General features: G+C 72.9%; 11 protein-coding genes. 4 read left to right on the top strand and 7 right to left on the bottom strand.

Going from position 1 to position 14,029, the window contains the following annotated elements; all coding sequences use genetic code 11:
- Nucleotides 1–95: 95 nt before the first annotated feature.
- The 4 genes from OHU35_RS16815 to OHU35_RS16830 form a co-directional block, all read right to left on the bottom strand.
- Nucleotides 96–266 carry a Trm112 family protein gene (locus OHU35_RS16815; protein ID WP_184598287.1) on the bottom strand — a complete coding sequence of 57 codons (171 nt, stop codon included), beginning with the start codon at nt 264–266 and terminating at the stop codon, nt 96–98.
- 101 nt (nt 267–367) lie between these two features.
- Nucleotides 368–1,732, bottom strand: coding sequence for a phosphomannomutase/phosphoglucomutase (locus OHU35_RS16820; protein ID WP_405505791.1), 1,365 nt, complete (start codon nt 1,730–1,732; stop codon nt 368–370).
- Between the two features lie 104 nt (nt 1,733–1,836).
- Nucleotides 1,837–3,453 carry an L-lactate permease gene (locus OHU35_RS16825; protein ID WP_189726708.1) on the bottom strand — a complete coding sequence of 539 codons (1,617 nt, stop codon included), beginning with the start codon at nt 3,451–3,453 and terminating at the stop codon, nt 1,837–1,839.
- A gap of 120 nt (nt 3,454–3,573) precedes the next feature.
- A complete protein-coding gene (locus tag OHU35_RS16830; protein WP_189726709.1) occupies nt 3,574–3,996 on the bottom strand; it encodes a DUF3499 domain-containing protein in 423 nt (140 codons plus the stop codon).
- Between the two features lie 294 nt (nt 3,997–4,290).
- Here OHU35_RS16830 and OHU35_RS16835 point away from each other — a divergent pair, with 294 nt between their 5' ends.
- Nucleotides 4,291–4,746 (top strand): metallopeptidase family protein, encoded by a 456-nt coding sequence (locus tag OHU35_RS16835; RefSeq protein ID WP_189726710.1) that lies wholly within the window; start codon nt 4,291–4,293, stop codon nt 4,744–4,746.
- 33 nt (nt 4,747–4,779) lie between these two features.
- Here OHU35_RS16835 and OHU35_RS16840 read toward each other — a convergent pair whose 3' ends face one another.
- The 3 genes from OHU35_RS16840 to OHU35_RS16850 all read right to left on the bottom strand — a co-directional run bounded on the left by OHU35_RS16840 (nt 4,780) and on the right by OHU35_RS16850 (nt 10,486).
- Nucleotides 4,780–6,309: a DUF5719 family protein gene (locus tag OHU35_RS16840; RefSeq protein ID WP_405505793.1), complete on the bottom strand. Its 1,530-nt coding sequence runs from the start codon at nt 6,307–6,309 to the stop codon at nt 4,780–4,782.
- On the bottom strand, nt 6,306–10,007 hold the full coding sequence (locus tag OHU35_RS16845) for a glycosyltransferase family 2 protein (protein ID WP_405505795.1): 3,702 nt from the start codon (nt 10,005–10,007) through the stop codon (nt 6,306–6,308). Before OHU35_RS16845 ends, OHU35_RS16840 begins: the two co-directional genes overlap by 4 nt.
- A 215-nt stretch (nt 10,008–10,222) precedes the next feature.
- On the bottom strand, nt 10,223–10,486 hold the full coding sequence (locus tag OHU35_RS16850) for a WhiB family transcriptional regulator (protein ID WP_003990679.1): 264 nt from the start codon (nt 10,484–10,486) through the stop codon (nt 10,223–10,225).
- Between the two features lie 661 nt (nt 10,487–11,147).
- Between OHU35_RS16850 and OHU35_RS16855 the strand changes: the two genes are divergently transcribed.
- Genes OHU35_RS16855 through OHU35_RS16865 form a run of 3 tightly spaced genes read left to right on the top strand, consistent with a single transcriptional unit; the run spans nt 11,148 to nt 13,999 of the window.
- Nucleotides 11,148–11,657: a cysteine dioxygenase family protein gene (locus tag OHU35_RS16855; protein ID WP_189726713.1), complete on the top strand. Its 510-nt coding sequence runs from the start codon at nt 11,148–11,150 to the stop codon at nt 11,655–11,657.
- 54 nt (nt 11,658–11,711) lie between these two features.
- Complete coding sequence (gene cofD / locus OHU35_RS16860) at nt 11,712–12,671, top strand: 2-phospho-L-lactate transferase (protein ID WP_359893802.1); 960 nt, start codon at nt 11,712–11,714, stop codon at nt 12,669–12,671.
- A complete protein-coding gene (locus OHU35_RS16865) occupies nt 12,668–13,999 on the top strand; it encodes a coenzyme F420-0:L-glutamate ligase (RefSeq protein ID WP_189726715.1) in 1,332 nt (443 codons plus the stop codon). Before cofD ends, OHU35_RS16865 begins: the two co-directional genes overlap by 4 nt.
- Nucleotides 14,000–14,029 lie beyond the last annotated feature (30 nt).

Below are 14,029 nucleotides of genomic sequence, written 5' to 3' on the forward strand. Positions count from 1 at the left end.
CCGGGGTCCTTTATGGGGTGTCGTCCTACCTCGGTGCCCGTTGTGCCGGGAGCCATGTGCACCGGGGCTCACGCGGGTGTGTCCGCCCGCGTGTCCTACGCGGGGCGGCGGGCCTCGTCGACCAGGAGGACGGGGATGCCGTCGCGGACGGGGTAGGCCAGGGCGCAGCTCTGATCGGTGCAGATCAGTTCGGTGTCCTGCTCCTTGAGCGGGGCGTGACAGGCCGGGCAGGCGAGGATGTCCAGGAGGCCGGATTCGAGGGGCATATGGCTTCTCTTCCAGGGGTCGGAGTGCTGCGGATGTGCCTGGTCAGGGTACCGCCGGTGAAGGTGGGGCGGAGGGGCGGGAAGCTTCGCCGGCGGTCCCGTCAGCCCCTGATGATCGCCAGCGCCTCGTCCCTCACCCGGGCCATCGTCTCCGGGTCCCTCGCCTCCGCGTTCAGGCGCAGCAGCGGCTCCGTGTTGGAGGGGCGGACGTTGAACCACCAGTCGGCGGCGGAGACCGTGAGGCCGTCGAGCTCGTCCAGTTCGATGCCCTCGCGGGTCTCGTACGCGGAGCGGATCGCGGCGAGGCGGGCCGCCTGGTCGGTGACCGTGGAGTTGATCTCGCCGGAGCCCGCGTAGCGGTCGTACTGGGAGACGAGGGCGGAGAGGGGGCCTGCCTGGCCGCCCAGGGCCGCCAGGACGTGGAGGGCGGCCAGCATGCCCGTGTCGGCGTTCCAGAAGTCGCGGAAGTAGTAGTGCGCGGAGTGCTCACCGCCGAAGATCGCTCCCGACCTGGCCATCTCCGCCTTGATGAAGGAGTGGCCCACGCGGGTGCGGACCGGGGTGCCGCCGTTCTCCTTGACCACCTCGGGGACCGACCAGGACGTGATCAGGTTGTGGATGATCGTGCCCTTGCCGCCATGCCTGGCCAGTTCCCTGGAGGCGACCAGCGCGGTGATCGCGGACGGGGAGACCGGCTCGCCGCGCTCGTCGACGACGAAGCAGCGGTCGGCGTCGCCGTCGAAGGCGAGACCCAGGTCGGCGCCCTCCTCGCGGACGCGCTTCCGCAGGTCGACGAGGTTGGCCGGGTCGAGGGGGTTGGCCTCGTGGTTGGGGAAGGTGCCGTCGAGCTCGAAGTACATCGGGACCAGGGTCACCGGCAGGCCGGCGAAGACCTCGGGGACCGTGTGGCCGCCCATGCCGTTGCCCGCGTCGACGACGGCCTTCAGGGGGCGGACGGAGGCCAGGTCGACCAGCGAGAGCAGGTGCGCCGCGTAGTCCGACAACGTTTCGCGGCCGGTGATCGTGCCCGTCTTCGCGGCCGGCTCCGGGGCGCCCGACTCGCTCCAGCCCTCGACGAGTTCGCGGATCTCCGCGAGGCCGGTGTCCTGGCCGACCGGGGCGGCGCCCGCGCGGCACAGCTTGATGCCGTTGTACTGCGCCGGGTTGTGGGAGGCGGTGAACATGGCGCCCGGCAGGTTGAGCGCGCCCGAGGCGTAGTACAGCTGGTCCGTCGAGCACAGGCCGATCTCCGTCACGTCGGCGCCCTGCGCGGCGGCCCCGCGCGCGAAGGCACGCGACAGGCCCGGCGAGGAGGGACGCATGTCGTGCCCGGTCGCGATGGCGCTCGCACCGGTGACCCGGACGAAGGCCGCCCCGAAGAGCTCGGCCAGGGACTCGTCCCACTGGTCCGGGACGACTCCGCGTACGTCGTACGCCTTCACGACCTGCGACAGATCAGCAGCCACGGCCAACCTTCCCTGGAAAAGTACTGTCGGTCGGCCCAAACTACCCTCGCCCGCTGACAGCGCGCTGGGCGGACGCCGAGTGGACGCCCGGGCGTCCTCTCAGGTCAGGGCAGCATCCAGCCCAGGACCGGTGTGCTCTGGCCGACGACGATCAGGCACATGACCAGCAGCAGGCCCAGGCTCCAGGGCAGTACCTTGCGCAGCAAGTCGCCCTCCCGGCCCGCGAGTCCGACGGCCGCGCAGGCGATGGTGAGGTTCTGCGGGGAGATCATCTTGCCGAGGACACCGCCGGAGCTGTTGGCGGCGGCCAGCAGGTCGGGGGAGAGTCCCGATTCGCGGGCGGCGGTCACCTGGAGGGCACCGAAGAGGGCGTTGGCCGAGGTGTCGGATCCGGTCACGGCGACTCCGAACCAGCCGAGGACGGGTGAGAGGAACGCCAGTCCGGCTCCGGCCGCCGCGACGAAGTGGCCGATCGTCGCGGCCTGGCCGGAGAGGTTCATGACGTAGGCGAGCGCCAGTACGGAGGTCACCGTCAGGATCGCGAAGCGCAGCTCGTGGACGGTCGCGAGCCATTCCCTGACCGCCACGCGCGTGTGCACCCCGATGACGGCGGCCGTGCAGATGCCGGCGAGGAGCACCAGCGTGCCGCCGGTCGACACGATCGGCCAGGTGAAGACGTTGCCGCTGACCGGGTCGCCGTCCGGCCCGGCCACGTTCAGGAAGGGCCAGTCGTAGGTCTGGGTGGTCCTGGCCAGCCAGTCCTTGACGGCCGGGATCTGCGCGACGGAGAAGATCACGACGATCAGCGCGTAGGGGGCGTAGGCGCGCAGGACTTCGCGGGGCGCGTCCTCCTGGTCGAGTTCCTCGCTGCGGGCGCCGGTCAGCACGGAGGCGCGTACGGACTCGGCAGCGGGCACGCGCGCGTGCGGTACGGCGACCAGGGCGCCCGCGCCTGCCAGGGCGGCGCCGATGTCGGCGAGTTGGGCGGAGACGTAGTTGGATGCGGCGAACTGGGCGACGGCGAAGGCGACTCCGCATGCCAGGGCGGGCACCCAGGTCTCGCGCAGCCCGCGCCGGCCGTCCACGAGCCAGACCAGCACCAGGGGCACCACGAGGGCCAGCAGCGGCGTCTGACGGCCCACCACGGAGGCCACGGAGTCCAGCGGCAGTCCGGTGACCTGGGCGAGGGTGACGACCGGTGTGCCCATCGCGCCGAAGGCCACGGGCGCGGTGTTGGCGACCAGGGCGACGACGGCGGCGCGCACCGGTTCGAAGCCGAGGGCGACCAGCATGACCGCGCTGATCGCGACGGGCGCCCCGAAGCCGGCGAGTGCCTCCAGCAGCGCCCCGAAGCAGAACGCGATGACGAGCGCCTGGATGCGCGGGTCGTCGGACAGCCGCCCGAAGGACCGGCGCAGGATGTCGAAGTGCCGGGTGTGGACGGTCATCCGGTACACCCACAGGGCGTTGACGACGATCCACAGGATGGGGAAGAGGCCGAAGACGGCGCCCTGGGCGGCGCTGGAGAGGGTCTGGCCGAGGGGCATGCCGTACGCGAGCCAGGCGACGAGCACGGCGGCGAGGAGGCCGGTCAGGCCTGCCAGATGCGCCTTCAGGCGTACGCCGCCGAGCAGGACCAGGACGATCACGAGGGGCAGGGCGGCCACGAGGGCGGACACGCCCAGTGAGCCGGCGACGGGTTCCAGTTCCTGGACGTACAACGGGCGCCTCCCCGGTTTCCGTCATGTGAAAGCGATTTCTCGCATCCTCAAACGGAATGGTCATGTCCGCGCCAAGCTCGCGTCAATGGGTGTGCGCGAGACAGCAGCCGAACGGGGCGCTCAGTTGTCGGGGGATCGCAGGACCCGCAGATGACCTCGCCGCGCGACCTCCATCGGGTCGGCCGCACGCCCTCCGCCACCGGCCCCGGCCGCCCGCTCCTGGGGGCGGGCCGCCTCGCGCACGGCGTTGGCAAGGGCTTCCAGGTCGTCGCCGCTGGGGCGGGCCGGGGCCGAGCCGTCGAGGAGCCGGACGACCTCCCAGCCGCGCGGCGCGGTGAGGCGCTCGGAGTGCTCGGCGCACAGGTCGTAGCAGTGGGGTTCGGCGTAGGTGGCGAGCGGGCCGAGGACCGCGGTCGAGTCGGCGTAGACGTACGTCAGCGTCGCGACGGCGGGACGGCCGCAGGCGGTGCGCGAACAGCGACGTACAGGGCTCACGATGTTGGACGGTACCGCACTCTTGAGCGGGCCGCGACGACTCTCCATCAGGTCACTCCACCGTGTCGCGTTGTGAAACGCCCCACACACCCCTGTCGGCACACCCGGCTGACCTGCCCGGACACCGTCGGCCGGGGTGTCGGACGAGCCCGCAAGCGGTCAAGAGTCGTCACAAAATCCTCAATTGCCGTGACGTCGCCGGTCTCGGCGGGATACGGAATCAAGCCCAACCTTGGCTGGAATGGTCATGTAACGACATGCCACGCGGGTCGGCCGGAAGCGGTCAGTGCAGCCGCGCGGTGCCGGGCACACGCGCGTGGCGGGGACTACCCTTCAGCAGTGATGGACAAGCCCGTAACGCCCCGTGCCGCCGCCCCCGGGCCCCGCCGTCGTGATCGCCACGGCCGGGGCATGCGCGGCCCGATCGCACCGCCGCAGGTGCCGCTCGCCGCGAGCCGCGCGGAGGCGTTCGCGGATCTGGTGCAGGACTCCGTGGAGCGTCTGGAGCGGCGGTGGCCGCAGCTCGCCGACATCGATTTCCTGGTCCTGGAGGTCCCGCGCCTCGACGGGCCCGGCGAGGCGTGGAACGACGAGGCGGTTCCGCTCGGCGGCACGATCAGCGCGCGCGAGGGGCACCCCGCGCGTGTGGTGGTCTACCGGCGACCGGTCGAGATCCGCACCAAGGGGCGCGACGAGCGGGCGGCGCTGGTGCACGAGGTCGTCGTCGAGCAGGTCGCCGAGCTGCTGGGGCTGACGCCGGAGACGGTGGATCCGCGGTACGGCGAGGAACAGGGCTGAGTCGGGGGCCGCGTACGTCCCCCTCCCCCGCTCCTAATACTTCTGCAGCACCGACAGGTCCTCGTCCGCCTCCGGTACCGCCACCGTCCCCCGGTCGTCGGGGAGTGTCTGCACGGTGAAGGCGGGGACGCCGCTCTCGTTCGCCGCAAGGGTGCGGGCGCCGTAGAGCGGGCCGCCGGAGACCGGCTCGACCGTGAGCGCGTACGTGCCCTTCAGGCCGCCGGGGGCCGGGGGCTCGATGTCCTGGGTCGTGCCGGCCTTGATCGTGTACGTCTTCGACACCGGGGTGCCGCCCTCGCTGCCCGCCGAGGCGGTGACCTTGACCGTGGCGGCACGGCCGGGGGCGGTCAGGGACAGGGTGCTGCCCTTGGCGCTGTTGTCCGCGGACGTGGCGCGCGTGCCGATCGGGCGGGTGGCCGGGATGAACGCCGTCTCCTGCTTGTCGCCCTTGCCCCGTACGACCCGCAGGGCCGCCACGACCGGCACGGACCGGTCCGTCGGCGTCAGCACCAGGGAGCCCGCCTCGCCGCGTGTGACGTCGCCGAGGTCGACGGCGCTCGTCATGCCGCCCTTGACGTGCACCGTCTCGTGCCCGGCCGGGGTGATCAGCCCTGAGGGGGAGGCGAGGCGCACCTTCAGGTCCGCGTCGGCGTCGCCGGGGGTGAAGGCGACCAGGCGCACGGAGGTGGCGTCCTTGGGGATGCCGGGCAGGACCAGGCTGCCCGACGGGTCCGTGGACGCGGCCAGCCAGTCGCCGCCGAGCTTGTCGTCCAGGGCCTGCACGGAAGCGCCGACGCGTCCGCTGCGGACGTTGACGTGCACGGTGAGGTTGGTCTGCTCCTCGTCCGTGAGCGTGGACAGCAGGACCGGCTCGCTGGAGTGCGGCTGGACGGTGATGCCCTCCCCCACCGTGGACTTCAGGGAGCCGTCCTTGCCGTAGAGCTCGACGTCGACCACGGCGGCCGAGCCGTCGGGGTTCGTCAGGTGGACGTAGTCGGTGCGGTCGGCCGCGGTGCTGGCGCCCGGGAACCAGAAACTCGTGTCCGGAGCCGTGCAGTTGACGCCCTGAAGGCCGCGCCCGGTCCCGGCGGCGACCTCGGTGGTCTCCTGGACGGTCCAGCCGGGCGCGAACCTGCCGTCGGCGGTCCCGACGAGTGCCGGCGCGTCGGAACCCGAGCTGTCCCCGGTGACCGGCTTGCCGGGCTCCTTGGGGGTCAGCACGGGCTTCTCAGCCTTGTCCTTGCCTGACTTCCCGTCGCCCTTGTCCTTGTCACCGCCCGGGCCCGAGCCGTCCGCCGACGCCTCGGCCGCCGCCTGGAGTTCGGCCTTGCCGCCGCTGTCCGTGCCCTTCGTGACGGGCGTGAAGGACGTGTAGGACGTCTCGGCGAGGTCGGACGTGCTGGGTGACGGGCACAGCAGGCTCGTGCGCTCCACGGGCAGTTGGGCCGCCGCCTTGGCGGTGGCGTCCGCGCCCGGGGCGTCCGGGGCGGACAGCGCGGCGAATCCGGTGACGGCGGCGAGCGCGGTCACGCCGGCGATCAGGGACAGGGTGGTGCGGTTCACTGCTGGCTCCCGTCGGGACGCTCACTGCCCGTGCCGTGGGGGTGGTGCTGCTCCTGCGCAGGGTCGTACGGCGCGTTGTAGCCCTGGGTGTAGGTCTGGTCGTAGTCCGCCTGGTCGTACGACGGCGCCTGGGGCGGTCCGCCGTACGTGTACGGGTCGTACTGGCCGCCCTGGTACGGATCCGCCTGGTACTGCCCGCCGTAGGCGTCCGCCGGGTACGGAGCGGCCTGGTACTGGTCGCCGTAGCCCGCGTACTCGCCGCCGGCCGGGTAGCCCGCCGCGTCCCACTGACCGTGATTCTGCTGCTGCGGCACTGCCGCCGGCGGCTGCTGGGGCGGCGGGGGCGGGAACTCCCCGGGCCCGGCCGCTCCTTCGGTCGGGGGCTCGGCCTCGGCCTCGGCCTGGGCGCGCAGGCGGCGGGCGCGGCGGCCCTCGCCGGCGACCGCCTGGGCCGGGACGACCGGCTCCTCGGGCATGTCGTCGTCGACGTCGCGGCGCCGGCCGGGCAGGGCGAGCACCACGAGGACGACGGCGAGCAGGCCCTGCGTCCACAGCCACAGGGTGTGGCCGATCGGGTCCTCGTAGGTGACGTCCAGCGTGCCGCCGGTGGCGGGGAGTTCGAAGCCCTGGGCCCAGCCGTCGACCGTGGTGCGGGTCAGCGGCTTGCCGTCCAGCGTGGCGGTCCAGCCGTCGGCGGCGGTGTCCGCGAGGCGCAGCACGCGCCCGTCGGCGCCGGTCGGGATGGTGGTGTGGATGTCGACGGGCCCGGCGGCGACGGGCTCCGGAGTGCCGGATCCGGAGGCGGGGACGATGGCGGCGCGCGCGACCTCCCGGTCGATGCGCCACAGCGCGCCGCCACTCTGCTGGCTGAGCCGGGTCAGGCCGGGTGTGGCGTCCAGGACGCGGGTGACCTCGCGGGGCGCGCCCTGGTGGACGAGGACGTAGCGCACGGCGAAGCCGCCGAGCTGGTCGGCCTGGTCGGCGCCGGAGCCGGCGACGAGGTTGGCGACGACCTTGTCGAGCCTGCTGTTCTCGCCGTCGGCCGCGGCGACCTCGCCGTCGCCGAGGCGGGCGCCGGAGCCGCGCACGAGCATGTAGCCGACGTGGGCGCCGGAGTCGCTGTCGAGGACGAGGGTGCGGGCCTGGTCGCGGCTGCCGCTCTCCTCGGCGACGAACGCGGGGACCTGTGTCGGGTCGCGCCGCTCCAGCGGCCCGTCGGCGCCGCGGATCATCCAGCCGGCGGCGACGAGCAGCGGGCCCGCGGCCGAGGCGAAGGCGATCAGCACGGCGACCGGCTGGCGCCAGCCGAAGCTCTGCTCGGCCACGCGCGCCCGTGCCCCGTCGGCGCCGAGCGCGGCGGCCGCCAGGAGGGCGATGCCGTAGACGAGGGTCGCGGGGCCGGCCCAGGTGGAGCCGTTGGACAGGGCCGCGAAGACGAAGCCCACCAGGGCGACCGCCCAGGCCGTCCGGATGCCCGACTGGCGTTCCGAGCGCAGCAGGGCGGCGAGCGCGGCCAGCACGATGCCGATGAGCATCAGGCCGCTGACGGTGCCGGGGCCGCCCGGGCTGGCGCCGAGCAGGTCGAGGGCGGAGGCGGAGGCGGCTCCGTACTCCAGGCCGGCCTGGCGGAAGAAGCCGAACGGGAGCAGCGACAGCGACCAGGGCGCGAGGACCAGCAGCGGCGTGCCGAGCTGGGCGAGGAACCGCGGCCCGTACGCCGTGAGGTCCGTCCGGCGTACGGCCAGCAGCCCCACCCCGAGGATCAGCGCGACGGGCCACACGATCGGGGTGAACGATGTGGTGATGGTCAGCAGCAGTGCGTACGCCCAGGTGGCGCGCCAACTGCCCCGCGCGCCCGCCGGGTTCGCCAGGCCGGCGGCCGCGATGCCCGCGCGGGCGATGAGCGGCAGCAGCACGGCCAGGACGGCGGTGCCGAGACGGCCGCCGGCGAGAGCGCCGGTGGCGGCGGGCAGGAACGCGTAGACGACGGCCGCCCACGCGCGCAGCAGCCGGGACTCGACCAGCGGGCGGGAGGCGAAGTAGGCGGCGACACCGGCCAGCGGCACCGAGCAGACGAGCAGGACGGTGACGGCGAGGCCGGTCGAGCCGAACAGCAGGGACGCCAGCATCGCCACGAGCGCGACGTACGGCGGCGCGGAGGAGGTGCCTCCGGCGCCGACCGGGTGCCAGGCGTCCAGGTAGCGCGCCCACAGTGCGGAGGAGTCGGCCGGGGCGGGCAGCAGGGCACCGCCCGTGAGCGCGCCGCCGCCGAGGAGTTCACGGCAGGCGAGCAGGGAGACGAGCAGCAGGACGAGGAAGAGCACCGGGCCGGGCTTGCGCGCGATGCGCTTGAGCCGGGCGAACTGCTCGATCTGCAGGAAGTCCGCGTCGTCGCCGCCAGGGCCCGACTCGACGGCACCGCCGTGCCGTCCGGCACCGGCGGCGGCCTCGGGGTCTGAGCTGCCGACGAGGTTGCCCGCGACCTGCTCGACGGTCATGCGGATGGTCGCGCCGGGCGGCGGGAACAGCGGCCGCAGCTCGCCCTTGTCGACCTGGGGGGTGCCTCTGCGGCGCCGCCCGGCGAGGATCCGCTCGGGTCGCAGCAGGGTGCCCATGAGGCCGCGGATCTCGTCGACGGCCTGTCCGGGGACCTTGCCGACGAGGTAGGCGACGGTCCGCAGGAGGGTGCCGAGCACGACGCGCAGCAGCACCCAGGGGAGCACGGCCGTACGTGTGTTGACGAGCAGGCTGTAGACGGCGCCGGCCTTGTCGACCTTGTGCGGGGAGGCGGAGGTGCGGCCCACGCAGTCGACGGTGCGGCGCTCCCGCGAGGCCGCCTCGGCGTGCCGGACGACGGCTTCCGGGGCGATCAGCACGCGGTGGCCCGCGGCGTGCGCGCGCCAGCACAGGTCGAGGTCGTCGCGCATGAGGGGCAGGTGCCGGTCGAAGCCGCCGAGCTGTTCGAAGATGTCGCGGCGGACGAGCATGCCGGCGGTGGACACCGACAGCACGGTCCGGACGTGGTCGTGCTGGCCCTGGTCCTGCTCCCGGCGGTCCAGGCCGGTCCAGCGGCGGCCGGAGTTGGCGATGGAGACGCCGACCTCCAGCAGCTGCCGCCGGTCGTACCAGCCGCGGAGCTTGGGGCCCACGACGGCCACGTCCTCGCGGCCCAGCTCGTACTCGTTGTCCACGACGCGCAGCAGCTGGGCCAGGGCGTCGGGTTCCGGGGCGCAGTCGTCGTGCAGCAGCCACAGCCACTGCACCGGCTCACCGTGCGGGAGCTCGGGCATGTCGTAGGCGTCGTCGCGCCACGAGCGCGTGACCGGGTCCCAGCCGCTGGGCCGCTTCAGGTACGGCAGCTGCTCCGGGGTGAGGACCGGGGCGCTGCGGCCGCACTCCTCGACGGCCTGGCCGAAGCCGGTACGGCGGGCGAGGTGCAGCACCCGGTCGGCGCCGAGCGCGTCGGCGACCAGCTGGGCGGAGGCGTCCGCGCTGCCGGTGTCGGCCCCCATCGCGTACTGGACGGGTCGCTCCTGGCCGAGCAGCCCGGAGAGCGCGTCGGGCAGCCAGCGGGCGCCGTCGTGGGAGACGAGGACCGCGGTCACCACATGACGCGGGAACTCGGGCGGGTGGGCCGGGTCAAACACGGCTGTGGCAGCGGTGTCGTGATGAGCTGCCGGGTGGCTGTGCACGGACATCGAGGTACGGGCCCCGGTTCGGTGGACTGCGGTGGACGCCTGCGACCGGTGGGGGCCGCGGGGCGTCTCGGACGAGCGCCCACACTATCGGCAGTCCAACAGGGGCGGCGCGCAGCGCCTCGATGAGGGGTGGAGGCCGGGAGACGGGCGGGCAAGGCGGCCCGCCGCCTGTGGACAACCCACCTGCGACGGGCCGTTCGCGAACCAGGGTCCGGTCAGACCGCGGCCTTCTTCAGCCGGCGGCGCTCCCGCTCGGACAGGCCGCCCCAGATGCCGAAGCGCTCGTCGTTGGCGAGGGCGTACTCGAGGCATTCGGAGCGGACCTCGCAGGAGAGACAGACCTTCTTGGCCTCCCGGGTCGAGCCGCCCTTCTCGGGGAAGAAGGACTCGGGGTCGGTCTGGGCGCACAGCGCGCGCTCCTGCCAGCCGAGTTCCTCGTCCGCGTCGTCGACCAGCAGTTGCTGCACCAGCTCGGTCATGTGCGCCCCTCGTCTGTTCTTTTCCGCGTCCCCGTGATGTAGCCGTTACCGATTGCGGCTGAACGACACGAGTGAAATTACAAGTGTGCTGCTCCGGGCGAGTCAAGCCGAGATCTGCTATTGAGCCCCTTATTCACTCTGCGGAACCAAGGCCGTGCGGAAAGTGTTCAAATCGGCATAAACCTTGACACGCAGACGGAGCCCACGTGAGGCCCCACCGTCACCCGGGCCCCGTACGGACCTGTACGAGGAAGGACGCCCAGGAGTTCGATCTCGTTCCGGCACGCACGTCGAAGCGAATCTGATCACAGTCTGATCACGAGTGCGCAACGAGGTTTGTGTGCCCGGATGGACGCCATGTGTCCGGGCCGGCACATGAACAAACCTTTCATCTGAGCGAACGACCGGATGAGGTGAACCTCGTCCCACATACCGGGTGCCGAGTTGACAGTGGAGGTGTGACCCGGTGTCCTAGTGGGCATGCTCGCGAACTTGGCACTCACCTCGACCCGCCCCGCCGGGTCCCACGGTGCTGCCCACGCTCGCTGTAGCTGTTGCTGTTCCAGCTGTTGAGCCACACCCGCTCCAGCTGAAGGCCGAGCCACCAGTCCCTCGGCTCCCGTTCCCTCTGACCCACTTTCACTGAGGAACCACCGCACCCATGAACAGCGACAGCGACCTCCAGATCGCCGGCGACATCCTCGAGGTCCCGCACCTGCTCCAGGTGGAGCGCGAGCACCCGGCCACCGTCGCCGAGTTCGTCGGACTCGCCCGCTCCATCGCCGCCGACCGCTCCCAGTGGGAGCACCTCGTCCGCTACGACGCGGCCAGCCGCTGGTACCACCGGCTGCGCACCGGCCCGGGCTACGAGGTGTGGCTGCTGTCCTGGGTGCCCGGGCAGGGCAGCGGGCTGCACGACCACGGCCGCTCCTCCGGTGTGCTGACCGTGCTGGACGGCACGCTGACGGAGCGCACGGAGCGGGGCACGCGCGCGTTGCGGGCGGGCGCGCAGCGCGTGTTCGCGCCGGGGTATGTACACGAGGTAGTGAATGACGCACTCGAGTCGGCGGTGAGTTTGCACGTCTACTACCCGGGGCTGACGCAGATGCCGATGCACACCTCCCCGCACTGCGAGGCGGCCCGTACCGAGCCGGGCGCCCTCACTGCCTGACCGGTTGTCGTAGCCGCCGACCGGTTGTCGTAGCCGCCTGCAAGACTGGCTCCCATGCGCATTGTGGTTCTGGCAGGCGGCATCGGTGGTGCCCGGTTCCTGCGTGGTCTGAAGCGGGCCGTCCCGGACGCGGACGTCACGGTCATCGGCAACACCGGGGACGACATCCACCTCTTCGGGCTGAAGGTCTGCCCGGACCTCGACACGGTGATGTACACGCTCGGCGGCGGCATCAACGAGGAGCAGGGCTGGGGGCGTGCCGACGAGACCTTCCACCTCAAGGAGGAGCTCGCGGCGTACGGCGTCGGTCCCGAGTGGTTCGGCCTGGGCGACCGGGACTTCGCCACGCACATCGTGCGGACGCAGATGATCGGCGCCGGGTTCCCGCTGAGCGCGGTGACGGAGGCGCTGTGCGAGCGCTGGAAGCCGGGTGTGCGGCTGATCCCGATGTCCGACGACCGCGTCGAGACCCACGTGGCGGTCGAGATCGACGGCGAGCGCAAGGCGATCCACTTCCAGGAGTACTGGGTGCGGCTGCGCGCCTCGGTGCCCGCCGAGGCGATCGTGCCGGTGGGCGCCGACCAGGCGAAGCCCGCTCCGGGGGTCCTGGAGGCCATCGCCGAGGCGGACGTGATCCTCTTCCCGCCGTCCAACCCGGTCGTGTCGATCGGCACGATCCTCGCCGTGCCCGGCATCCGGGAGGCGATCGCCGACGCCGGAGTCCCGGTGATCGGCCTGTCCCCCATCGTCGGCGACGCGCCCGTGCGGGGCATGGCCGACAAGGTGCTGGCCGCCGTGGGCGTCGAGTCGACCGCGGCGGCGGTGGCCGAGCACTACGGCTCGGGCCTGCTGGACGGCTGGCTCGTGGACACGGTGGACGCGGGCGTGGTGGAGCAGGTCGAGGCGGCCGGGGTGCGCTGCCGGGCCGTGCCGCTGATGATGACCGACACCGACGCGACCGCGCGGATGGCCCAGGAGGCGCTGGCGCTGGCGGAGGAGGTGCGGGGAGCTTGAGCGAGGAGGTCTCGGACCGGCGGCGGGGCGGCGACGGATACCGGGTGTGGGCCGTGGCCGGGCTGCCCGAGGTCGCGGCCGGGGACGATCTGGCCAAGCTGATCGCGGCCGCCGAGCCCGGTCTGGCTGACGGGGACGTACTGCTCGTCACGTCGAAGATCGTGTCCAAGGCGGAGGGCCGCATCGTCCAGGCGGCCGACCGCGAGGCGGCCATCGACGCGGAGACGGTACGGGTGGTGGCCCGGCGCGGCGCCCTCCGGATCGTCGAGAACCGGCAGGGCCTGGTCATGGCCGCGGCCGGGGTCGACGCGTCCAACACCCCCTCCGGGACCGTGCTGTTGCTGCCCGAGGACCCGGACGCGTCCGCCCGCGCGATCCGTGACGGACTGCGCGACGCCCTCGGCGTCGAGGTCGGTGTCGTCGTCACCGACACGTTCGGGCGGCCCTGGCGCGCGGGGCTCACGGACGTCGCGATCGGCGCCGCCGGGGTGCGCGTACTCGACGATCTGCGCGGGGGCACGGACGCGTACGGCAATCCGCTCAGCGCCACCGTCGTCGCCACGGCCGACGAACTCGCCGCCGCCGGCGACCTGGTCAAGGGCAAGGCCGCCGGGCTGCCCGTCGCCGTCGTACGCGGGCTCCCGGACCTGGTCGCGGGGGGCGACGACGAAGAGGGGGCGCGGGCCATCGTGCGTGGCGCGCGCGACGACATGTTCCGGCTCGGCACGTCGGAGGCGGTACGGCTGGCGGTGACCCAGCGGCGTACGGTCCGGGCCTTCACGGACGAGCCCGTCGACCCCGGTGCCGTACGGCGGGCGGTGGCCGCGGCCGTGACGGCTCCGGCGCCGCACCACACCACTCCGTGGCGGTTCGTGCTGCTGGAGTCCGAGGAGTCGCGGACGCGGCTGCTCGACGCCATGCGGGACGCCTGGATCGCCGATCTGCGGCGGGACGGCAAGACGGAGGAGTCCATCGCCAAGCGGGTGCGGCGCGGCGACGTCCTGCGGAACGCTCCGTACCTCGTCGTCCCCTGCCTGGTCATGGACGGCTCGCACACCTACGGCGATCCGCGGCGGGACGGCGCCGAGCGGGAGATGTTCGTGGTCGCCTCGGGCGCCGGCGTGCAGAACTTCCTGGTCGCGCTGGCCGGGGAGCGGCTGGGGTCGGCGTGGGTGTCGTCGACGATGTTCTGCCGGGACGTGGTGCGCGAGGTGCTGGAGCTGCCGGCGGACTGGGACCCCATGGGCGCCGTGGCGGTCGGGCATCCGGCGGAGGAACCGCGACCGCGGCCGGAGCGGGACGCGGGGGCGTTCATCGAGGTGCGGTGACCGGGGCGGGGCGGCGTCTACGCTCGTAGG

The organism is Streptomyces purpurascens (assembly GCF_045040895.1).
Taxonomy (GTDB): domain Bacteria; phylum Actinomycetota; class Actinomycetes; order Streptomycetales; family Streptomycetaceae; genus Streptomyces; species Streptomyces purpurascens.

Bases quoted from the DNA above. Each gene is read 5' to 3' on its own strand.
- OHU35_RS16815 (WP_184598287.1), bottom strand. From the start codon at position 266: ATGCCCCTCGAATCCGGCCTCCTGGACATCCTCGCCTGCCCGGCCTGT.
- OHU35_RS16830 (WP_189726709.1), bottom strand. From the start codon at position 3,996: ATGGAGAGTCGTCGCGGCCCGCTCAAGAGTGCGGTACCGTCCAACATC.
- OHU35_RS16835 (WP_189726710.1), top strand. From the start codon at position 4,291: ATGGACAAGCCCGTAACGCCCCGTGCCGCCGCCCCCGGGCCCCGCCGT.
- OHU35_RS16845 (WP_405505795.1), bottom strand. From the start codon at position 10,007: ATGTCCGTGCACAGCCACCCGGCAGCTCATCACGACACCGCTGCCACA.
- OHU35_RS16850 (WP_003990679.1), bottom strand. From the start codon at position 10,486: ATGACCGAGCTGGTGCAGCAACTGCTGGTCGACGACGCGGACGAGGAA.
- OHU35_RS16855 (WP_189726713.1), top strand. From the start codon at position 11,148: ATGAACAGCGACAGCGACCTCCAGATCGCCGGCGACATCCTCGAGGTC.
- cofD (WP_359893802.1), top strand. From the start codon at position 11,712: ATGCGCATTGTGGTTCTGGCAGGCGGCATCGGTGGTGCCCGGTTCCTG.